The organism is Aeromonas sp. V90_14 (assembly GCF_029967615.1).
In the GTDB taxonomy this organism is placed as follows: Bacteria; Pseudomonadota; Gammaproteobacteria; order Enterobacterales; family Aeromonadaceae; genus Aeromonas; species Aeromonas hydrophila.
Genome location: NZ_JASCAS010000043.1, coordinates 37,282 through 57,379, shown reverse-complemented (window position 1 = coordinate 57,379; position 20,098 = coordinate 37,282). Strand labels below are relative to the sequence as shown.

General features: G+C 62.9%; 20 protein-coding genes. 16 read left to right on the top strand and 4 right to left on the bottom strand.

Going from position 1 to position 20,098, the window contains the following annotated elements:
* Window positions 1-47 precede the first annotated feature (47 nt).
* The 6 genes from rnr (at window position 48) to QLG02_RS17055 (ending at window position 6,313) form a co-directional block, all read left to right on the top strand.
* Complete coding sequence (rnr, locus tag QLG02_RS17080) at window positions 48-2,447, top strand: ribonuclease R (RefSeq protein ID WP_024944558.1); 2,400 nt, start codon at window positions 48-50, stop codon at window positions 2,445-2,447.
* Window positions 2,444-3,193, top strand: a complete 750-nt coding sequence (gene rlmB, locus QLG02_RS17075) for a 23S rRNA (guanosine(2251)-2'-O)-methyltransferase RlmB (protein WP_029304634.1) — start codon at window positions 2,444-2,446, stop codon at window positions 3,191-3,193. The genes rnr and rlmB overlap by 4 nt, the downstream gene beginning before the upstream one ends.
* Window positions 3,194-3,203: 10 nt before the next feature.
* The gene (locus tag QLG02_RS17070; protein WP_282465724.1) at window positions 3,204-3,770 is read left to right on the top strand and encodes a Crp/Fnr family transcriptional regulator; all 567 of its coding nucleotides are present in this window, start codon (window positions 3,204-3,206) and stop codon (window positions 3,768-3,770) included.
* Between the two features lie 57 nt (window positions 3,771-3,827).
* Complete coding sequence (locus tag QLG02_RS17065) at window positions 3,828-4,277, top strand: GNAT family N-acetyltransferase (protein WP_282465723.1); 450 nt, start codon at window positions 3,828-3,830, stop codon at window positions 4,275-4,277.
* Between the two features lie 218 nt (window positions 4,278-4,495).
* Window positions 4,496-5,356, top strand: coding sequence for a DMT family transporter (locus QLG02_RS17060; protein ID WP_029301975.1), 861 nt, complete (start codon window positions 4,496-4,498; stop codon window positions 5,354-5,356).
* 120 nt (window positions 5,357-5,476) lie between these two features.
* Window positions 5,477-6,313, top strand: coding sequence for a DMT family transporter (locus QLG02_RS17055; protein ID WP_282465722.1), 837 nt, complete (start codon window positions 5,477-5,479; stop codon window positions 6,311-6,313).
* 33 nt (window positions 6,314-6,346) lie between these two features.
* Here QLG02_RS17055 and QLG02_RS17050 read toward each other — a convergent pair whose 3' ends face one another.
* Both QLG02_RS17050 and QLG02_RS17045 read right to left on the bottom strand, forming a co-directional pair.
* Window positions 6,347-7,237 (bottom strand): hypothetical protein, encoded by an 891-nt coding sequence (locus QLG02_RS17050; RefSeq protein ID WP_282465721.1) that lies wholly within the window; start codon window positions 7,235-7,237, stop codon window positions 6,347-6,349.
* A 65-nt stretch (window positions 7,238-7,302) separates the two neighbouring features.
* Window positions 7,303-8,526, bottom strand: coding sequence for an Nramp family divalent metal transporter (locus QLG02_RS17045; RefSeq protein WP_168755383.1), 1,224 nt, complete (start codon window positions 8,524-8,526; stop codon window positions 7,303-7,305).
* A gap of 237 nt (window positions 8,527-8,763) precedes the next feature.
* On the opposite strand from QLG02_RS17045, the gene rpsF reads away from it, so the two are divergent.
* The 4 genes from rpsF (at window position 8,764) to QLG02_RS17025 (ending at window position 10,751) form a co-directional block, all read left to right on the top strand.
* Window positions 8,764-9,150 carry a 30S ribosomal protein S6 gene (gene rpsF, locus QLG02_RS17040; RefSeq protein ID WP_005308887.1) on the top strand — a complete coding sequence of 129 codons (387 nt, stop codon included), beginning with the start codon at window positions 8,764-8,766 and terminating at the stop codon, window positions 9,148-9,150.
* 30 nt (window positions 9,151-9,180) lie between these two features.
* The gene (gene rpsR / locus QLG02_RS17035; RefSeq protein ID WP_005308890.1) at window positions 9,181-9,411 is read left to right on the top strand and encodes a 30S ribosomal protein S18; all 231 of its coding nucleotides are present in this window, start codon (window positions 9,181-9,183) and stop codon (window positions 9,409-9,411) included.
* 52 nt (window positions 9,412-9,463) lie between these two features.
* Window positions 9,464-9,910 carry a 50S ribosomal protein L9 gene (rplI, locus tag QLG02_RS17030; RefSeq protein ID WP_011704669.1) on the top strand — a complete coding sequence of 149 codons (447 nt, stop codon included), beginning with the start codon at window positions 9,464-9,466 and terminating at the stop codon, window positions 9,908-9,910.
* Between the two features lie 100 nt (window positions 9,911-10,010).
* On the top strand, window positions 10,011-10,751 hold the full coding sequence (locus tag QLG02_RS17025; RefSeq protein WP_049047995.1) for a ferredoxin--NADP reductase: 741 nt from the start codon (window positions 10,011-10,013) through the stop codon (window positions 10,749-10,751).
* A gap of 52 nt (window positions 10,752-10,803) precedes the next feature.
* Here QLG02_RS17025 and QLG02_RS17020 read toward each other — a convergent pair whose 3' ends face one another.
* On the bottom strand, window positions 10,804-11,115 hold the full coding sequence (locus QLG02_RS17020; protein ID WP_101614762.1) for a hypothetical protein: 312 nt from the start codon (window positions 11,113-11,115) through the stop codon (window positions 10,804-10,806).
* Between the two features lie 302 nt (window positions 11,116-11,417).
* Between QLG02_RS17020 and QLG02_RS17015 the strand changes: the two genes are divergently transcribed.
* Window positions 11,418-12,416, top strand: a complete 999-nt coding sequence (locus QLG02_RS17015; protein WP_026080232.1) for a hypothetical protein — start codon at window positions 11,418-11,420, stop codon at window positions 12,414-12,416.
* A 49-nt stretch (window positions 12,417-12,465) separates the two neighbouring features.
* Here the strand turns inward: QLG02_RS17015 and QLG02_RS17010 are convergent, their stop codons facing one another.
* Entirely contained in the window at window positions 12,466-12,633 is a 168-nt protein-coding gene (locus QLG02_RS17010) for a hypothetical protein (RefSeq protein WP_162484561.1), read from the bottom strand.
* A gap of 56 nt (window positions 12,634-12,689) precedes the next feature.
* On the opposite strand from QLG02_RS17010, the gene QLG02_RS17005 reads away from it, so the two are divergent.
* The 5 genes from QLG02_RS17005 (at window position 12,690) to QLG02_RS16985 (ending at window position 20,050) form a co-directional block, all read left to right on the top strand.
* The gene (locus QLG02_RS17005) at window positions 12,690-13,655 is read left to right on the top strand and encodes an NADP-dependent oxidoreductase (RefSeq protein ID WP_282465720.1); all 966 of its coding nucleotides are present in this window, start codon (window positions 12,690-12,692) and stop codon (window positions 13,653-13,655) included.
* Entirely contained in the window at window positions 13,652-14,089 is a 438-nt protein-coding gene (locus QLG02_RS17000; protein WP_029304641.1) for a VTT domain-containing protein, read from the top strand. Before QLG02_RS17005 ends, QLG02_RS17000 begins: the two co-directional genes overlap by 4 nt.
* Window positions 14,090-14,108: 19 nt before the next feature.
* Window positions 14,109-16,922 carry a pitrilysin family protein gene (locus QLG02_RS16995; RefSeq protein ID WP_282465719.1) on the top strand — a complete coding sequence of 938 codons (2,814 nt, stop codon included), beginning with the start codon at window positions 14,109-14,111 and terminating at the stop codon, window positions 16,920-16,922.
* Between the two features lie 60 nt (window positions 16,923-16,982).
* Window positions 16,983-18,581: a glutamate--cysteine ligase gene (gene gshA / locus QLG02_RS16990; protein ID WP_029301984.1), complete on the top strand. Its 1,599-nt coding sequence runs from the start codon at window positions 16,983-16,985 to the stop codon at window positions 18,579-18,581.
* Between the two features lie 254 nt (window positions 18,582-18,835).
* Complete coding sequence (locus tag QLG02_RS16985; protein ID WP_282465718.1) at window positions 18,836-20,050, top strand: aldose 1-epimerase family protein; 1,215 nt, start codon at window positions 18,836-18,838, stop codon at window positions 20,048-20,050.
* The last annotated feature ends 48 nt before the right edge of the window (window positions 20,051-20,098 follow it).

Sequence of the window (20,098 nt, the reverse complement as noted above, 5' to 3'; positions counted from 1 at the left end):
CCCCTCCGATATAATGGCACCGTTACCACCTACCCTAAGGCCTGCTTATGTCTCAAAAAGATCCTTTCCTCGAACGCGAGGCCGAAAAATACGAGAACCCCATCGCCAGTCGCGAGATGATCCTCGACCTCATCAAGGGCCATGAAAAGCCCATGTCCCGTGAAGAGCTGGCAAAGGTCCTCAAGCTGACCGAAGAAGAGCCGCTGGAAGCCCTGCGCCGTCGTCTGCGCGCCATGGAGCGTGATGGTCAGCTGGTATTCACTCGCAACCAGTGTTACGCCTTGCCGGATCGCCTGAATCTGGTGAAAGGCTATGTGCTCGGCCACAAAGATGGCTTCGGTTTTCTGCGCCCCGAGGGTGGTGGCCCGGATCTGTTCCTGAACAACCGCGAGATGCAGCGCCTGATGCACGGCGACTACGCTCTGGTGCAACCTACCGAGATCGACCGCAAGGGGCGCCAGGAGGCGCGTCTGGTACGTCTGCTCAAATCCCGTGAAGCGGACATCGTCGGTCGCTATTTCGTCGAGAACGGCGTCGGCTTCGTGGTGCCGGATGACAGCCGCATCGGCCAGGACATCATCATCCCGGAAGGGGAGAACAAGGGGGCTCGCCAGAGCCAGGTAGTGGTCGTGCGCATCAATCAGCGCGCCACAGCCCGCTTCAACGCGGTCGGCACCGTCTTGGAAGTGCTGGGCGAAAACATGGCGCCCGGCATGGAGATCGAGATCGCCCTGCGTACCCACGGTATTCCGCACACTTGGCCGGAAGAGGTGACCAAAGAGGTTGCCGGTCTGGGCGAACAGGTGCCGGAGAAGGCCAAAGAGGGTCGTATCGACCTGCGTGCCCTGCCGCTGGTCACCATCGACGGGGAAGATGCCCGTGACTTCGATGACGCCGTCTTCTGTGAAGCCAAGCGCGGTGGCGGCTGGCGCCTGTGGGTCGCCATTGCCGACGTTTCAGCCTACGTGAAGCCGGGCACCGCCCTCGACACCGAAGCCTACCAGCGCGGCAACTCGGTCTACTTCCCCGAATTCGTGGTACCCATGCTGCCTGAGGTGCTCTCCAACGGCCTCTGCTCGCTCAACCCGCAGGTTGACCGCCTCTGCATGGTGTGCGAGATGACCATCTCCGCCGCCGGCCGCATGTCTGGCTACAAGTTCTACGAAGCGGTGATGAACTCCCATGCCCGTATGACCTACACCAAGGTGGCGGCGATCCTGGAAGGGGATCCCAAGCTGCGTCAGCAGTACGAGCCGCTGGTGGGTCACATCGAAGAGCTCAACAACCTCTACAAGGCGCTCAAGCATGCCCGCCATCAGCGCGGTGCGGTGGAGTTCGAGAGCGAAGAGACCCGCTTCATCTTCAACGCCCAGCGCAAGATCGACCGCATCGTGCCGCTGGTGCGCAACGACGCCCACAAGATCATCGAAGAGTGCATGATCCAGGCGAACGTGGCCGCGGCCCGCTACATCGAGAAGAACGAGGCCGCTGCCCTGTTCCGGGTGCACGACCGTCCGGGCGAAGAGCGTCTGACCGGCTTCCGTGACTTCCTGGCCGAGCTGGGTCTGGAGCTCAAGGGGGGCCTCGAGCCCGAGCCGAAGGATTTCGCCGACCTGGCTGCCAAGTTTGAAGGGCGCCCGGATGCGGAGCTGCTCTCCACCATGCTGCTGCGCTCCATGCGTCAGGCCATCTATCAGGCCGACAATATCGGTCACTTCGGGCTGGCGCTGAAGTCCTACGCTCACTTCACCTCGCCGATCCGTCGCTACCCTGACCTCATCCTGCACCGCGCGATCAAGTATCAGACCGCCAAGGAGCAGCAGGCCAACCTGCGCCACAAGTGGACCCCGAGCGGTGGCTACCACTACCAGCTGGAAGAAGTGGACCCGATGGGCGAGCACTGCTCCATGACCGAGCGCCGTGCCGATGACGCCACTCGCGACGTGGCAGACTGGCTCAAGTGCGAGTACATGCTGGATCACGTGGGTGACGAGTTTGACGGCGTCATCGCCAGCGTCACCGGCTTTGGCTTCTTCGTGCGTCTGGCCGAGATCCACATCGATGGTCTGGTGCACGTCAGCACCCTCACCAACGACTACTACCAGTTCGACCCGCTGCACCAGCAACTGATCGGCGAGAATTTCCGCCGCCGCTACCGTCTGGGTGACAAGGTGCGGGTCAAGGTGATGGGCGTGAATCTGGACGATCGCAAGATCGACTTCGTGATGGTGGAAGAGCCGCTCAAGGCAACCGGCAAGAACGCCAAAGAGATGGCGCGCAAGCAGGCCGAGATCAAGAAAGAGAAGGCCAAAAGCGCCGAACGCCACGAAAAACGCAAAGAGAAAGAGGGCAAGGACCACGGCAAATCTGCCAAGGGCGGCCGTGCCAAACCCAGCAACAGACGACCGAGCAAAAAAGCTCGCGACAAGGCCAAGAGCACTAAATGAGTACTGAACTGATCTACGGCATTCACGCTGTATCCGCGCTGCTGGAGCGCACCCCGGAGCGTTTCATCGAAGTGTGGGCCCTCAAGGGCCGCGATGACGACCGGCTGCAACCCCTGCTGGCGGAGCTGGATGCGCTCGGCCTCAAGGTGCAGAGCGTGAACCGCAAGACGCTCGACGACAAGGCTGAGGGTAACAATCACCAGGGCATCATGGCCCGTGTGAAAGAGGCGCCCAAGCTGGCTGAGCACGATCTGGCCAGCCTGCTGGACAAGTTGGCCGAGCAACAGACTCAACCCTTCCTGCTGGTGCTGGACGGGGTGACCGATCCGCACAATCTGGGCGCCTGCCTGCGCAGCGCCGATGCGGCCGGCGTGCATGCGGTGATCGTGCCGCGCGACAAGGCCACCGGCCTGACCCCGATCGTGCGCAAGGTCGCCTGTGGCGCCGCCGAAGTGGTGCCGCTCATTCAGGTCACCAACCTGGCTCGCAGCCTGCGCGAGCTGCAGGAGCGTGGCGTCTGGATCGTCGGTACCGCTGGCGAGGCGGATCACGATGTGTTCCAGGCCAAGCTGACCGGCCCGATGGCGCTGGTGATGGGCGCAGAGGGCAAGGGTATGCGTCGTCTGACCCGCGAGCACTGCGACGAGCTGGTGAGCATCCCGATGGCAGGGGCGGTATCCAGCCTCAACGTCTCGGTAGCGACCGGTGTCTGCCTGTTTGAAGCCGTGCGCCAGCGTCGTGCCTGAGGCAAGCTGAATGGACAGACCCCCGTTTTGCCGGGATCGGGTCACAGATGAGCAGGAGGCCGCGCGCCTCCTCTCTTTTGCCCGTACGCTGACCCTGAGCCCCCGTGCCTGCCTCTGGCATGCTGGCGATCGACCCGATCTGCTGGTGATGGTGGAGCAGGGACTGCTGCGGGCCAAGGTGGTGCTGGCGGATGGCCGCGAGTACATCAAGGAGTTCTACTGGGAGGGGGATGAGTTCCTCGACTTCCACCACTTGCTCAGTGGCGAGCCGGCCCGCTACAGCGTGGAGGCGCTGGAGCCCTGTCGGCTCTTGCTGTTCAATCTGGCCGACCTGCGCACGCTCTCCTGCTGGCCCGCCTGGTATCAGCATCTGCTGGCGGTGCAGTTGCGCATCAAGGAGGAGAAAGAGCTGCTGCTGCTGACCGAGAGTCCGCAGGCTCGCTATCAGCACTTTCTGCGCAGTTTCCCCGCACTGGAGGCCAGGGTGCCCGATCACCAGATCGCCGCCTACCTCGGCATCACCCCCATCAGCCTGAGCCGCATTCGAAAACGGCTGAAGGATCTTAACAAAGGTTAATGCCGACCCGCGTGCGGCTGGCTATGCTGCCCTTCTCATCGTGAGCAAGGAACCCCCATGAACTGGTCTCTCAAGTCTTTTGAACAACTCGACGTCAACGAACTCTATGAACTGCTCACCCTGAGATCCCGGGTCTTCGTGGTGGAGCAGACTTGCGTCTTTCTCGATCTGGACGGCGTCGACAAGCGCCCCGACGTGCTGCACCTGCTCGGTTGGCAGGATGGGGCTCTGGTGGCCTATGCCAGGCTGATGGCGCCCGGTGTGGCAAAGGCGCAGCAGGTGGTGATCGGTCGGGTGGTGACCGCGCCCGAGGCGAGAGGTGATGGTCTGGGCCATCGGCTGATGCAGCAGGCGCGGCAGGAGTGTGCCCGGCTGTGGCCCGGGGTCAGCATCTATCTCGGGGCCCAGGCACACCTGCAAGGTTTCTACGGTCGTCACGGCTTCACTGCCGTGGGTGAACCCTATCTGGAAGATGACATTCCCCACATCGGCATGAGCTCCTCTTAATACCTTTTAAGCATAACAATGAAATTATTATGTCTTGAGGTAGTAAAGAAAACGGGTGCCTGGCGCCATGTTAGTGGGTACCCTCTGAGTGATTAATCGGCAACAGTTGATGGATAGGTTTTAAAAATGGTCTTTTACCCCATTAATTCAGAACAAGATTCAGCGATTGAGCCGTTGAGCCATTTTATTAGCGTTCGCCACTCGAGCGGCTGTCGCTGATGGAGTTGTTGCGCAAGCGGTTCGCGCTGGACCTGCAAACCTTCGCCATCATCACCCTGGTGCTGGGCAATCTGGCCCAGGCCTTCTCCGACGTGCTGGTCAAGCTGATCGGCCCCGGCTTCAGCCCCTTCCAATACATGTTCCTGCGCCAGCTGCTGACCCTGCTGGTGCTGCTGCCCTTCATGCTGCGGGTACCGCGCTCGGCCTGGGGGTTGGGTGCCTGGAAGTGGCACCTGCTGCGTGGCCACCTCTGTCTGCTCGGCGGGGGCGGCATGATGCTGGCCCTGACCCAGCTGCCGCTGGCCACGGCCAACGCCATCTTCTACGTCTCCCCGTTGCTGACGCTGCCGCTGGCGGCCTGGCTGCTCAAGGAGAAGATCAATTCCCGTGTCTGGCTGCTGGGAGGCATGGGGCTGCTCGGGGTAGTGTTCGTGCTGCGGCCGGGGGATTTCCATCTGGCCGGGCTGGGCGCCCTGGTGACCGCTTTCACCCTGGCGCTGTTCAACATCACGGGCCGCAAGTTGCCAGCCGGGATCTCGGTGGTGGCGACCCTGTTCTGGGCCAATCTGCTGGCTCTGCCGTTGACCGCCGGGCTGGCGGTACATCAATGGCAGCCGGTGGACTGGCGACTGCTGGTGCTGATCGGCGGCAGCGGCGTCATGCAGCTGCTCTATCACGCCAGCTGCTTCTACGCCTATCGCCAGGTTGAGGCCAACCGCATCGCGGCGACCGAGTATTCCGGCCTGATGTTCGTGGTGCTGCTGGGGGTCTGGTTGTTTGGCGAGATCCCGGCGTGGAACCTCTGGGTCGGGGTCAGCTTCATCCTGCTGGCCATTCACTGGCAGCGCCGATTGCGCTGATGACATGCCCATCGGCAGCAGGCCGATGGGTGAGAAAAACAGGCATCTTATGAGGCCGCTCTCTGTCATCGCCGGGCAAACCGGCTATGCTGGGCGGCCTGTTGCTATCGGAACCCTGTCGTGACCCCTACCATCTTTGCAGCCATCCTGTTGGCCGCCCTGCTGCACGCGCTCTGGAATGCGCTGGCCAAGCGCCAGGCCGAGGGGCGAGTCAGCGTCTTGCTGGTCTCCCTCTGCTCCGGCCTGTTTGCCGCCCCCTTGCTGCCCTTGGTGGGTTGGCCGGTGGCGGCCGAATATCCCTGGCTGGCGCTCTCCATTTTGCTGCACTGCGGCTACTGTCTTTTTCTCGGTCGAGCCTACCGGCTGGGTGAGTTTGGCCAGATCTATCCGCTGGCCCGGGGCAGCGCTCCTCTGGTGACCCTGCTGTTCGGGGCCCTGCTGCTGGGCGAAGTGCCGGGAATGGTGGCGGTGACGGGGGCCGTGGTGCTGGTGAGCGGCGTGCTGCTGATGGCATGGCGAGGTGGTCTGCGGCTGGCGCCGGCCGCGCTGCAGTCGGTGCTCATCACTGCACTGTTTACCGCCTCCTACACCTTGTCCGATGGGGCGGGAGCCCGCTCGGCCGGTGAGCCGATACGTTACACCCTCTGGTTGTTCGCCCTCACCGCGTTGATGATGCCGCTGCTGATGCGCTGGCAGAGTCGCACCGCCTGGCGCGAGCTGGGGCCTGCGGCGTGGCGCAGCGGCGCCATCGGGGGCGCCCTGTCGCTGTTGGCCTACGGGATCGTCATCTGGGCCATGACCAAGGCGCCCATCGGCCTGGTGGCGGCCCTGCGCGAGAGCAGCGTGCTGTTTGCGGTGCTGCTCTCCTGGGGCTGGCTGGGGGAGACGCTGGGGCGGGTCCGGTTGCTGGCCGCCCTGGTGATCCTGGGCGGCATCCTGCTGATCCGCCTCGGCTAGGGGGCGGCTGCTTAAGGCATCCGGGCCGGCCGGTCAGGGAGTGACCCGGGTCGTGAGGGTGAACCCTTCCTCACAGGAGGCCAGTTGCACCTGGACCTGCCCCAGTTCGGCCAGGCTACCCACGTGGGTGCCGCCACAGGGGATGGTGACCTCCCGGCCTTCCAGCGAGCAGTGCCAGTAACGGGAGTCGATGATCGCCTCGCCGGCCCGGCTGCGGCGGATCTCGCCACCGGCCGCCAGCCAGTCTGCCAACTGCTGGTTGATCCTCTCTTCTATCTGCGGCAGGTCTGCCAGCAGCGCCTCGCTGTTGACTCCCTTCTTGCGCAGGCTCTTGCCGATCCGGTACTGCTCGCGCGAGCCCATGGGCTCGACCCGCGAGGTCTGGATGGCGAGGCGGTCGAAGTCCGGCTGATCTAGCGCATCCCGCTCGCTGACCTCCTTGCGCCAGTAGGGGACGAGTGCCCGGTTGAGCGCCAGTGCCGCCAGATGACAGCCGCTGTGGCCCAGGCTCAGGGCGTGGCGAGCCTCGGCATCCACCCGCAGTGTCACCTGGCTGCCCACTGGCAGCGCACAGTGACCGGCCAGCGGGTGCACCACCACGAAGCGCCATCCTTCTGCGCCCCGCTTGACCGGGATCGCCTGGTCGACGAACAGCTCCCCATCCGGGCTGATGGCCCCCATGCGGCAGGGGCCGACGGTCGCGTCACCGCCCTCCCAATGCACGGTACCCACGTCACCCGGCTGATCGGGCCAGAGGTGGCTCTGGGGATGAAAGGGGGTGAGGTCGGTGACCAGCAGGCTGGTGTCGCCGCTCTGGCAGCAGATGACGCTGGCCTGCTCCTGATGGTGGCCCAGCACGAAGCTGGCTCGGGTATGTGGCATGGATGGCTCCCGCAAATCGAAGAGGAAGAGAGCCGCCAGCATACGCCAAAGCGCAGGTCGGCTCATTAACCTCGGTTAACGAGCCGGCCTTGGGAGTGGATGGTGGGCTAGATCATGGCGACCAGCAGGTAGGCGTTGAGCCCGATCACCAGAGCGACGATGAGGCGGCCGACTGCCTGGGTCACCGGGTGGTTGCGATATTGCCCCATCAGGGCGCGATCGCCGGTCAATATCAGCAGCGGGATCAGGGCCAGCGCGATGCCGAAGCTCAGCACCACCTGGCTCAGCACCAGGATTTCGGTGGTGTTGAGGCCCATGGCGATCACCACGAAGGCGGGAGCCATGGTGATGGCGCGGCGCAGCCAGAGCGGGATGGTGAAGCGCACGAAGCCCTGCATCACCACTTGGCCGGCCAGCGTGCCCACCACGGTAGAGCTGATGCCGGAGGCGACCAGCGAGAGGCCGAACAGGGTGGCGGCCGCCTGGCCCAGCAGCGGGGTCAGGGTCTGGTAGGCCGACTCCAGCTCCGCTACCTGCTGGTTGCCGGAGCTGTGGAAGGCGGCCGCCGCCATGGCCATCATGGCCAGGTTGACGAAGCCGGCGATGGTCATGGCGATGGCCACGTCGACCCGGGTGGTGTGCAGCCGCTGGGGGACCGAACCTTGATCCTGGGTGTGCTGGGTCAGTGCAGAGTGCAGGTAGATGACGTGGGGCATCACGGTGGCACCGAGCACGCCGGCCGCCAGATAGACGGCATCGCTGTTGGGCAGGCCGGGGAAGAGGGCGCCCTCCAGCAGGCTCGGCAGGTGGGGACGGGAGAACACCAGCTCGACGATGTAGGCCGCCGCCACGAACAGCAGCAGGCCGCCCACCACGAACTCCAGCGGTTTCTGGCCGCGGGACTGCAGCATCAGAATGCCCCAGGTGACCACGGCGGTGATGCCGGCCCCTTCCAGCAGAGTAACCCCGAGCAGCAGCTTGAAGCCCACGGCTGCACCGATGAATTCGGCCAGATCGGTGGCCATGGCGATGATCTCCGCCTGAACCCAGTAGGCCCAGACCGCCGGCTTGGGCAGCCGGTCGCGAATGTGTTCCGCCAGGTTCTTGCCGGTGACGATGCCGAGCTTGGCCGAGAGGGTCTGCACCAGCATGGCCATCAGGTTGGCCCACACCACCACCCACAGCAGCTGATAGCCGAAGGTGGAACCGGCCTGGATGTTGGTGGCGAAGTTGCCCGGATCTATGTAGCCGATGGCGGCGATAAAGGCCGGCCCGAGCAGGGTCAGTTTGAATTTGCGGGCCGGGATGGCCGTGGTCAGCGCGGGTTGCATGGTATCAGCCTCCATAAGTGCATGGAGATAGAATAGATCTAAATGATAATTATTATCAATTGAAGTTTTGTATTGTTCCCATAGATAAAAACATCGGTGGCGGCTGGTTGCAGTGGGGGATGGGATTTTGTACAATACGCCGCCCTAGAAAAGCAGCGTCTAAACACCATTATGTTCCTTGCCTCCGAGGTCTGGCTGCACCTGGGCGGAGGCTGAATTAATCCGTAAGGAGCTAAAATGCGTCATTACGAAATCGTCTTCATGGTTCATCCGGACCAGAGCGAGCAAGTACCTGGCATGATCGAGCGTTACACCGGCGCCATCACCACCTCCGGTGGTACCATTCATCGCCTGGAAGATTGGGGCCGTCGTCAGCTGGCTTACCCGATCGACAAACTGCACAAAGCCCACTACGTTCTGATGAACGTAGAAGCAGAGCAAGCCGTTATCGATGAGCTGGAAACCAACTTCCGCTTCAACGATGCCGTTATCCGCAACATGATCATGCGCACCAAGCACGCCGTGACTGAAGTTTCTCCGATGGCCAAGGCCAAGGAAGAGCGCTTCACCCGTCGTGACGACGAGCGCCGCGAAGAAGCTACTGAAGCTGCTTCCGAAGAGTAATTCTGGATCACTGACTAGAGGATAAAGGCCATGGCACGTTATTTCCGTCGTCGTAAGTTCTGCCGCTTCACCGCCGAGAACGTTACCGAGATCGACTACAAAGATATCGTTACTCTGAAAAACTACATCACTGAATCTGGCAAGATCGTACCGAGCCGTATCACCGGTACCCGCGCCAAGTATCAGCGTCAGCTGGCACGCGCCATCAAGCGTGCTCGTTACCTGGCTCTGCTGCCGTACACCGATCTGCACAACAAGTAAGAATCGGTCCGGCGCTTAAGCCTAACTCAACGAAATTTATAGAGGAAAGGTAATGCAAGTTATCCTGCTCGACAAAATCGCCAAACTGGGCGGTCTGGGTGACCAAGTTTCCGTGAAAGCTGGTTATGCCCGTAACTACCTGATCCCGCAAGGCAAAGCTGTTATGGCTACCAAGGCCAACATCGAGACCTTCGATGCTCGCCGTGCTGAACTGGAGGCCAAACTGGCTGCCGGTAAAGCTGCCGCTGAAGAGCGCGCTGCCAAGCTGGGTGAACTGGCTGCCGTTGTTATCGCCTCCAAGTCTGGCGACGAAGGCAAGCTGTTCGGTTCCATCGGTACCCGTGACGTGGCTGAAGCCATCACTGCTGCCGGCGTAGCCGTTGCCAAGAGCGAAGTCCGCATGGGCAACGTTCTGCGTAACACCGGTGACTACGAAGTTGTTGTTCAGCTGCACGCTGACGTCAAAGCAACCGTACAGATCCAGGTTGTTGCCCTGTAATAGCGATTCGCTTTTGCAGAAAAACCCGCGCATTTGCGCGGGTTTTTTATTTTCAGGCCCAGGGTTAGAGTAAGGATCCGTTCTTCTGGAGGAGATCCCTATGGCCTGGGTCGAAGGTCGCGTCCTTGAGCGTATCGAGTGGACGCCTACCCTGTTCTCCCTGCGTGTGGCGGCCGAGCTGGCCCCCTACAAGGCGGGGCAATTCACCAAACTGGCCCTCGAGCAGGGCGATCGCCGCGTCCAGCGGGCCTACTCCTTCGTCAACCCCCCGTCAGCCCCCTATCACGAGTTCTATTTCGTCGAGATCCCCGATGGGGAACTGACTCCATCCCTCGGTTCCCTGCAAGCGGGCGACAGCCTGCTGGTGCAATCCCTGGCGACCGGTTTTCTGACCCTGGACGAGATACCGGCCGGGCGCGATCTCTGGCTGCTCTCCACCGGTACCGCCATCGGCCCCTTTCTCTCCATGCTGGCCGACGGGGAAGCCTTCGCCCGTTTCGAGAACCTGGTGCTGGTGCACGGGGTGCGCAAGGGAGAAGAGCTGAGCTACCGGGAGCTTATCGCAGGTTTTGCCGCCCGCCACGGCGAGCGTTTTCGCTATGTGCCCTTCGTCAGCCGGGAGGAATGGCCCGAGGCGATGGCGGGGCGGATCCCGGCCGCCATCGCCGACGGCCGGCTGCAGGCGCGGGTCGGGCTGGAATTTGCCCCCGAGCTGAGTCAGGTGCTGATCTGCGGCAACCCGGCCATGGTGAAGGAGACCCAGCAGACCCTGTTGTCATTGGGGCTGGCCAAGAACCTGCGGCGGGCGCCCGGCAACATCAGTGCGGAGAACTACTGGTAGAGAAATGGACACAGGGGCCTCGGCTCCTGTGTCAGGGTGACGGGGATGAGGATCAATTCTTCTTGCCGTTGCCTTTCTGCTTGTTGTGGCCCTGGCCCGGGTTGTTGCCGCTGTGGATGCTGCGGTTGTAGTGGTCCCGGTACTTGCCGTCCATCTTGTCGCAGTTGAGCTGGATGCGGCTGTCGCCGATGCCGAGATCCAGGCAGTTATTTTGCCACCAGTCGTACTCTTTCTGATCCCAGTTGATGTCCAGCTTGATGTCGTCGGTGGAGAGTTTGACGCCATCGTTGTTCTTGGAGGGGGGGGCCGCCATGGCCATGCCTTGGACAAGCAGCAGGGAGAGCAGCAGTATGGATTTGTGCATGATGACCTCGAGTGCGGAAGGATTGGTCTCAGTGTAGAAGCTGGCGCCTTAACCGGGCCGGAACCGGACACGACGTCAGCTGGCGGGCATGTCATGCCGGCTTGCCGCGGGTGGGCAGGCGATCAGGCTAGCGGGGTGTGCAGCGGCAGACAACGGGGAGGCGCCGACAATTTGCCCAATCTGGTCGCAGCCTGTCCGTTTGTGAAGGTATCTGAGTCAATTCAAGTGATTAGCCTTCATTCTGTGGCTCGGCTGACTATAATCGGCAGCCAACTTTTCCTGCATATCGCACCCCCTTCATCATGACTACACAGGCTTCTACCGTGCTGCGCTACCCCAAGGGGTGGTTCGCCTTGACCACGGTGTACAGTTTTACCGGGCTGGCCATTCTGGCCTCCATCGTCTTCTCCCTGCTGCTGTTTCTCTCCATCGACGAGAACCCCCTGATGAAGTGGCTGTTTGGCGGCCTGGCCATCATCTTCGAGCTGGGCAAGTTCTACGTCTGGTACGAGTACGGCGAGTGCAAGGCGCGGCGGGAACTGAGCGGGGCCTTCTGGTCGCTGCTGTTCTACAGCGTGCTGGCCGCCATCTCCATCGGTGGCAGCATCGGCGGTATCAACAGCGCCACCAACACCATCCTCAATCAGCAGGCGCGCCATGAGCGGGAGATCGCCCGCTTCGACGAGCAGATCGCCAGCATAGAGCGGCAGATCCAGCTCAACGAGGAGGCGGCCCGCAAGTACATCGAGATGGCGCGCATCTCCAGCGGCGTCAGCGGGTTGCAGCAGGCCAACACCAAGCTCAGGCTGCGTCAGGACGAGCTGCGCCAGGAGCGCGATGCCAAGCCCATCAACGAGCAATCCTCCATGCTGGGGCTGATGAGCAGCCTGGCGGACGGGGTGGGCATGAGCATCAGCCAGGTGCAATTTCTGCTGGTCTGCTTCCTCTCCGTGCTGCTCGACGTGTTCGGCGCCTTCTTCGTCAGCCTGATCGGCGAGGAGAACCGCTTTCGCCGCAGCTGGCTGTGGCAGCAGGCCAGGGAGCAGACCCTGGCCCGCCAGGCGGAGGCGGCGGCCATGGTGCCCGCCGTGATGGCCAGACCGGAGCCCGAGCCGGAAGTGGTGGCTCAGGTGCGCAGCGCGCTGGAGAGCGGCGAGCTCAAGTGCAGCAAGCGGCGGGTCGCAGAGGCGCTGTCGCTGTCGCTGGAGGAGGTGGATCGGGTGTTCCAGCATCTGCTGGCCCAGGGGGTGCTGGGACAGGGCAGCAACCGCCACTACCATCTCAGCTCGCAGGGGAGTTGATCATCAGGCCACCGCAGGGTGGCCTTTTTATTGCCGCGCGGGGGCTGTGCTAGTGGGTCAGCACCATCATCAGGCTGAGGAAGGCGGCCAGCCCGCCGCCGATGCCGATGATCCAGTAAAAGCCCTTGGCCCCCTGTTTGAGCGGGATGTGGAAGTAGAGCAGAAACGCCCACCACCCCAGGGCCAGCAACAGAGGAATAAGAAACATTCGAGCCATGGTGTCCTCGCTGTTATTCTGTTGACCCTTGATCAATCAACAGGATGGATTGTGCAATGACGCAGCTACAGATTACCGCATTCGGCGACCCCTCGGTACTCAGGCTCAACCCTTCCCTGGACAAGGTGCCAGCCGACGGCGAAGTGCGGGTGCGCATCTGCTTTGCGGGGGTCAACCCCATCGATGCCAAGACCCGGGCCGGCCTCGGCTGGGCGGCGGCCCAGAACAAGGACAAGCTGCCCTGGACGCCGGGCTATGACGTGGCCGGGGTGGTGGAGAAGGTCGGCCCCGGCGTCACCGCGCTGGCCGAGGGGGATCGAGTGTGCGGCATGGTGGGCTTTCCCCTCGCGGCCGGTGGCTACGGCGAGTCCGTGGTGGCGCGCGAGGAGGAGCTGGTCAGGCTGGAGGATATTGGCCTCAGACAGGGGGCGGCGCTGCCGCTGGCGGGCCTCACCGCCTGGCAGGGACTGTTTGAACACGGCGCCCTCAAGGCGGGGCAACGGGTGCTGATCCTGGCCGGTGCCGGCGGCGTCGGCCACCTGGCGGTGCAGTTTGCCAGCGCCTATGGCGCCGAGGTGGTGGCGACGGCGAGTCGCGACAACCACAGCTTCCTGCACGGGCTGGGGGCCAGTGGGATGGTGGATTACCATGTCGCAGACTGGGTCACCCAGGTGGGTCAGGTCGATCTGGTGCTGGATCTGGTGGGGGGCGAGAGTGGCAAGGCGGCGCTCGCCTGCGTCAAGCCGGGTGGCCGGTTGGTGACTGTGCCCACCATCACTGCCCAGCAGATCAAGGATGCTGCGGCTGGCAGCGCCATTGAGGTGCTCGGCATGCTGGTGCACCCCGACCGCCAGCAACTGAGCCAGATGCTGACCCTGCTGCGTCAGGGTGAGGTTCAGGTCACGGTCGCCGGGGAGTATGCCCTGGCCGAGGGGGCGCTGGCCCATCAGGCCATCGAGCAGGGCCACGTGCGTGGCAAGCTGTTGCTGCGCATGCCCGCCGCGGACGGTCTGGCCGGATGAACGGCATCACCGAGCTGGGGCTCGGCTGGCTGTTTCTGAGCGCCTTCACCTCAGCCACCCTGCTGCCCGGCAGCTCGGAAGTGCTGCTGGGGGCCATGGCGACCAAGGGGGAGTGGAGCATGGCCAGCCTGCTGCTGTGGGCGACGCTGGGCAACACCCTCGGCTCCATGACCACCTGGTGGCTCGGCTGGCTCGCCACCTTCAAGAAAAAACCGGAAGATTTTCAAGGCCGTGGGGAACAAAAAGCCCTAGGCTGGCTCAAACAACATGGCCACTGGTGTCTTCTGCTGGCCTGGACGCCGGTGATCGGCGATGGTCTCTGTCTGCTGGCCGGCTGGCTGCGTCTCTCCTTCTGGCGCTCTCTCATTCTCATCGGGCTCGGCAAATTGTTGCGTTATGCCCTGGTCTTTCTGCTGGCCAGGCAGATCTTCTAGCTTCACTCACGAGGTAACCGTGAACAAACTCATTCCATTAAGCATGCTTCTGGGCTTCTCCCTGCCCGTGCTGGCGGCACCCACTCTGGTGTCGGAACAGGTCAAGGAAGAGGGCAAGCTCGGCATTCCCTACCAGATGTACAAGCTGGACAACGGCCTGACCGTCATTCTGGCGCCCGACAAATCCGATCCCCTGGTGCACCTGGACGTCACCTACCACGTGGGCTCGGCCCGCGAGCAGGTGGGCAAGTCCGGTTTCGCCCACTTCTTCGAGCACATGATGTTCCAGGGCTCCAAGCATGTGGGGGATCAGGAGCACATGCGGATCATCAACGAAGCTGGCGGTGACATGAACGGCACCACCAACAAGGATCGCACCAACTACTACGAGACCGTGCCGGCCAACCAGCTGGAGAAGGTGCTCTGGCTGGAGGCCGACCGCATGGGCTTTTTGCTCGATGCGGTGAGCCAGAAGAAGTTCGAGATCCAGCGCGCCACCGTCAAGAACGAGCGGGCCCAGCGCATCGACAATCAGCCCTATGGCCTGGTGAGCGAGAAGGTGGGCGAGGCGCTCTACCCGCGCACCCACCCTTACTCCTGGCAGCCCATCGGCTACGTGGAGGATCTCGACCGGGTCGACGTCAACGACCTCAAGCAGTTCTTCCTGCGCTGGTACGGCCCCAACAACGCCACCCTGACCCTGGGCGGCGACTTCGATACCAAGCAGGCGCTGGCCTGGATTGAGCAGTATTTCGGCTCCATCCCGCGTGGCCCGGACGTGGCCGAGCCGACCCCTGCACCCGTCACCCTGCCCGAGACCCGTTACGTGACGCTTGAGGACAAGGTGCACCTGCCGCTGCTCTACATCAGCTACCCGACCGTGTCGCTCGGCGATCCGCAGGAGCCGGCGCTCGACATGTTTGCCGATGTACTGGGCGGCTCCGCCAGCTCCATGCTCTACCAGTCGCTGGTCAAGAGCGGCAAGGCGATTGATGCGGGTGCCTCCCACTACTGCGAGGAGCTGGCCTGTACCCTGACCGTCTACGCCTATCCCAACCCGGCGGTGGACGGCAGCCTGAAGACCCTCAAGAGCGAGGTAGACAAGGTGATCGGCGAGTTCGCCGGTCGCGGCCTCAAGCCGGAGGATCTGGAGAAGGCGATCAACAGCTATCGCGCCTCGGCCATCTGGGGTCTGGACAGCGTCTCCGGCAAGGTGAGCCAGCTCGCCATGGGTCAGGTGTTCGCCCAGGATCCCAACTATGTGTTCAAGAGCCTGGATGCCATCGGCAAGGTGACCCCGGAGCAGGTCAAGACCGCCTACGACAAGTTCATCCTGAACAAGCCGGCGGTGGTGCTGAGCGTGGTGCCCAAGGGCAAGAGCGACTGGCAGGCCGCCAAGCCCAACTTCATCCCGGCCAAGCGCGAGCTGCCGGATTACAGCAAGCATGATCAGGTACTGGCCGAGCGACCGGTGAAAGACGATTTTGATCGCAGCGTGCAGCCCAAGGCGGCCGATGCGGTGAGCGTCAAGGTGCCCGCCATCTGGCACGGCAAGCTCGACAAGGGGATCGAGATCATCGGCACCCAGAGCGACGAGATCCCCGCCGTCTCCATCATGGTCGCCCTGCCGGGTGGCATGCGGGCCGAGGGCAAGGGCGAGCTGGGGCTGGCCAGCCTCACCGCCAGCATGATGGGGCAGGGCTCGGTGCGCCTGACCGAGGCCCAGCTCAGCGACGAGCTGCAAAAGCTCGGCTCCAGTGTCAGCGTCTCCAGCGCCCAGTACAACAACCTGGTCACCATCAGCAGCCTGACCGACAAGCTGCCGCAGACCCTGGCGCTGGTGCGCGAGGTGTTTGAGCGGCCCGGCATGCGCGAAGCCGATTTCGAGCGGGTCAAGGCGCAGATGCTGCAAGGGATGAAGCAGAGCGAGCAACAGCCGGAGTGGCTGGCCGGTCAGGCATTCCGCGAGCTGGTCTACGGCAAGCAGAACCGCCTCGGTCAGCCGGGTGACGGCGTGCTGGCCGATGTCGAGAAACTGACCCTGGCGGATGTGAAGCGCTTCTACCAGAACTTCTACAACCCGACCAACGCCAAGGTGGTGGTGGTGGGTGACGTGACCCAGGCCCAGGTGGAGGATCAACTCGCCTTCCTGACCCAGTGGAAGGGGGCCGAGCCCTCTCTGGGCAGCCTCAAGCCGGCGGGCGAGCAGGCCAAGCCGGGCATCTATCTGGTGGACAAGCCGGGGGCGCCCCAGTCGGTGATCCGCATCGGCCGCCGCGCCATGCCGTTCGATACCACGGGTGACTACTTCACCGCCGGGCTGATGAACTTCAACCTGGGCGGTAACTTCAACAGCCGCATCAACCTCAACCTGCGCGAAGACAAGGGCTACACCTATGGTGCCAGCTCGGGCTTCTCCGCCAACCGGGAGGCGGGTACCTTCGCCACCGGTGCCAACGTGCGGGCCGATGCGACCGTGGATGCCATCCGCCAGTTCCTCAAGGAGATGGACAACTACCGCAAGAGCGGGCCGACTCCGGTCGAGCTCGCCTACATGCGCAGCGCCGTCTCCCAGCAGGATGCCCTCTCCTACGAGACCCTGGGCCAGAAGGCGGGCTTCCTGCTGCAGATGATCATGTACGACCTGAAGCCGGACTATGTGCAGGCCCAGAACAACCTGATCAAGACGGTGTCGGCCGAGACGCTCAAGGCCAGTGCGGCACGCTGGCTTGACCCGGCCGAGATGGTGATTGTGGTGGTGGGGGACAAGCAAAAGCTTGAAAAACCCTTGAAGGAGCTTCATCTTCCCATCTATCCGCTGCAGCTGCCCTGAGGGCGCTACATAATAAAGAGCGCCGCCCCCCTGTGGGGCGGCCACACATGAGCCGTGAATATGACTACGACAAGCTTGTCACTCACCGAGTTGTTGACCGCCCTGGGTTCGCCGGAACGGCTGACCGCCCTCAAGGGGATCAGGCGCGGGATCGAACGTGAATGTCTGCGCATCACCCCGGAAGGAACCCTGGCCCAGACCGATCACCCCCGCAGTCTGGGCTCGGCGCTGACCCATGCCAACATCACCACCGATTACTCGGAGAGCCTGCTGGAGTTCATCACGCCGGCCACCGACTCCATCGACAGCCTGATGGAACAGCTTGGCGACATCCACCGTCACACCATCCACCATCTCGGTGATGAGCGGATCTGGCCGCTCTCCATGCCCTGCTTCGTCGGCGACGAGGAGAATATCCGGCTGGCCCAGTACGGCAGCTCAAACATCGGCCGGATGAAGACCCTCTACCGGCAGGGGCTGAAGAACCGCTACGGTAGCCTGATGCAGGTGATCGCCGGGGTGCACTTCAACTTCTCCATGCCGGACAGCTTCTGGTGCGAGTGGCAGGAGCTGGTATGCGAGGGGTGCTGCAGCCAGCGCTTCATCTCCGACAAGTACATGGGGCTGATTCGCAACGTCTACCGCTTCGGCTGGCTGGTGCCCTATCTGTTCGGTGCCTCGCCGGCCATCTGCGACTCCTTCCTGAAGGGGCGCAAGAGCAATCTGCCGTTCCAGAAGACCGGCAAGGGCACCCTCTACCTGCCTTATGCCACCGCGCTGCGGTTGTCGGATCTGGGCTACACCAACAGCGCCCAGGCGGGGCTCAAGATCAGCCACGACAGCCTGCCGGCCTATGTGAGCAGCCTGCGTCGCGCCATCAACACCCATGATCCCGACTTCGCCAAGATCGGTGTCAAGGTGAACGGCGAATACCGTCAGCTCAACGACAACGTGCTGCAGCTGGAAAACGAGCTGTACGCTCCGATCAGGCCCAAGCGCACCCCGCGCAGCGGCGAGAAGCCGTCGGATGCGCTGGAGCAGCGCGGCATCGAATACATCGAGCTGCGCACCGTGGATGTGAACCCCTTCACCCCGTACGGCATCGAGGTGGATCAGATCCGCTTCTTCGACCTGTTCCTGGTCTGGTGCCTGCTGCGCCCGTCCCCGGTGCTGGGCGACGAGGAGATTGCCCGCAATCGCCGCAACCAGACCAAGGTGGTGCTGGAGGGGCGTCGTCCCGGCCTCGAGCTGGAAGACGAGCAGGGTCATGCCATCGGCCTGAAGGAGTACGGTCTCAAGCTGTTCGACGAGCTGGCCGAGGTCGCCGCGCTGCTGGATCGCTGCTGCGGTCGCAACCGCTACCGCGAGACCCTGGCAATGCACCGCGAGAAGCTGCTCAATCCCGAGCTCACCTACTCCGCCCGCCTGCTCAAGCAGTTGCTGGAGAGCGGCCAGGACAACGGCTGCTTCGGCGACGAGCTGGCCAACCGCTACCGGGAAGAGATGCTGGCCGGTGAGCTGCAGTACTGGGACGAGGCCTACTTTGCCGGTGAGGCACGCGACTCGCTGGCCAAGCAGCGGGAACGCGAGCGCAGCGACAGCCTGTCGTTCGACGACTTCCTGGCCGACTACTTCGGGACAAGCAAGACCCCGGCCTGACGGGATCCACTTCTGCTGCAAGCCGCTCTTCGGAGCGGCTTTTTTATTCGCGCTCTCCAGTGGGCGGTTGGCCGTCACGGGCCCGAAAATAACTGTGAGTCAGCCTTCACTTCAGCAGCGCGATGGGCGGTTTTATTGTCAATCGGCTCACATTTTCCTCTTTTGCAGCTTGAGTCTGATGGGCTTGCCGCCTAATTTCTCGATCACTGAAACGATTCAGCTTAAACAAAAACAAGAGACACGAGGATAAATCCATGTTGAAGAGACTTTCCATTGCCGTACTGTTCGCGCTGGGCGCCAGCTCGGGCCAGGCTGCCGAATTCCTGCTGACCGACTCCCAGCAGGGGCTGGATGTGGGGGACTGGAAGATCACCAGCGACAAGCTGGGGATCAAGAGTCCGGCACCGTTCAGCATCGAGAAGAAACGGCTGCATGGCGGGCGTCAGGAGGGGGTGGACCTGCTGATTGTCGACAACGGGGTGATGAAGATAACCCTGATCCCGACCCGTGGCATGGGGATCAAGGAGGTCAGAGCCGCCGATCTGCGTCTCGGCTGGGATTCGCCGGTCAAGGAGGTGGTCAATCCGGCCTTCATCGATCTGGAGAGCCGCGCCGGGCTCGGCTGGCTCGATGGCTTCAACGAGATGTTGGTGCGCTGTGGCTACGAGTGGACCGGTCACCCGGGAGTGGATGACGACGGCCGCCTCAAGAGTCTGCATGGCCGGGTGCAGAACATTCCGGCCTCCGTGGTCAGCGTGACCATAGACGAGGAGCCGCCCTACGCCATTCACCTACTGGGCCGGGTGGATGAGCGCACCTTCAAGATGAGCGAGCTGGTCACCTGGACCCAGCTGAGCGTCGTGCCCGGTCAGGCGGAGTTTGCCCTGCAGGACAAGCTGACCAACCACGCCGACTACGAGAACGAGTACCAGATCATCTACCACGGCAACTTCGGGGCCCCCATCCTGGAGGAGGGGGCGCGCGTCAGCACCCCGGTGCAGCAGATCTCTCCGTTCAACGACTACGCCAAGGCGGGGCTGAAGAGCTGGCAAATCTATCTGGGGCCGACCAAGGGCTTCGACGAGATGGTGTTCAATCTGGTGCCCTACAGCGACGCCGAGGGCAATACCCTGGCGGTGCTGAACAATCGGGCGGGCAGCGCCGGTGTGGCGGTTGGTTACAACACGCACCAGTTGCCCGTGCTGACCCTGTGGAAGAACACCGACACCCGGGCTCAGGGCTATGTGACCGGCATTGAACCCGGTACCAGCTATGCCTACAGCACCAAGTACCAGCGCCCGCTGGGGCTGGTCCCCAAAATTCAGCCGGGGGAGACCAAGACCTTCGATCTGACCTACCGCCTGCTGCAGAATGCCGACGAGGTGAAGCAGGCTCTGGCCAGCGTGGAGCAGATCCAGGCCGGTCGTCCCACCGAACTGCGTGACCAGCCGCTGGTCAAGCTGCCGTAAGCAACGGACAAAAAGCAAAAAGCCGCTCTTGCAGCGGCTTTTTTATTT

Coding starts and splice junctions, on each gene's coding strand:
- QLG02_RS17065 (WP_282465723.1), top strand. CDS start 3,828: ATGAACTGGTCTCTCAAGTCTTTTGAACAACTCGACGTCAACGAACTC.
- rnr (WP_024944558.1), top strand. CDS start 48: ATGTCTCAAAAAGATCCTTTCCTCGAACGCGAGGCCGAAAAATACGAG.
- QLG02_RS17045 (WP_168755383.1), bottom strand. CDS start 8,526: ATGCAACCCGCGCTGACCACGGCCATCCCGGCCCGCAAATTCAAACTG.
- QLG02_RS17050 (WP_282465721.1), bottom strand. CDS start 7,237: ATGCTGGCGGCTCTCTTCCTCTTCGATTTGCGGGAGCCATCCATGCCA.
- QLG02_RS17060 (WP_029301975.1), top strand. CDS start 4,496: ATGGAGTTGTTGCGCAAGCGGTTCGCGCTGGACCTGCAAACCTTCGCC.
- QLG02_RS17010 (WP_162484561.1), bottom strand. CDS start 12,633: ATGGCTCGAATGTTTCTTATTCCTCTGTTGCTGGCCCTGGGGTGGTGG.
- rpsF (WP_005308887.1), top strand. CDS start 8,764: ATGCGTCATTACGAAATCGTCTTCATGGTTCATCCGGACCAGAGCGAG.
- QLG02_RS17015 (WP_026080232.1), top strand. CDS start 11,418: ATGACTACACAGGCTTCTACCGTGCTGCGCTACCCCAAGGGGTGGTTC.
- QLG02_RS17020 (WP_101614762.1), bottom strand. CDS start 11,115: ATGCACAAATCCATACTGCTGCTCTCCCTGCTGCTTGTCCAAGGCATG.
- QLG02_RS16985 (WP_282465718.1), top strand. CDS start 18,836: ATGTTGAAGAGACTTTCCATTGCCGTACTGTTCGCGCTGGGCGCCAGC.
- rplI (WP_011704669.1), top strand. CDS start 9,464: ATGCAAGTTATCCTGCTCGACAAAATCGCCAAACTGGGCGGTCTGGGT.
- rpsR (WP_005308890.1), top strand. CDS start 9,181: ATGGCACGTTATTTCCGTCGTCGTAAGTTCTGCCGCTTCACCGCCGAG.
- QLG02_RS17025 (WP_049047995.1), top strand. CDS start 10,011: ATGGCCTGGGTCGAAGGTCGCGTCCTTGAGCGTATCGAGTGGACGCCT.
- rlmB (WP_029304634.1), top strand. CDS start 2,444: ATGAGTACTGAACTGATCTACGGCATTCACGCTGTATCCGCGCTGCTG.
- QLG02_RS17005 (WP_282465720.1), top strand. CDS start 12,690: ATGACGCAGCTACAGATTACCGCATTCGGCGACCCCTCGGTACTCAGG.
- QLG02_RS17070 (WP_282465724.1), top strand. CDS start 3,204: ATGGACAGACCCCCGTTTTGCCGGGATCGGGTCACAGATGAGCAGGAG.
- gshA (WP_029301984.1), top strand. CDS start 16,983: ATGACTACGACAAGCTTGTCACTCACCGAGTTGTTGACCGCCCTGGGT.
- QLG02_RS17000 (WP_029304641.1), top strand. CDS start 13,652: ATGAACGGCATCACCGAGCTGGGGCTCGGCTGGCTGTTTCTGAGCGCC.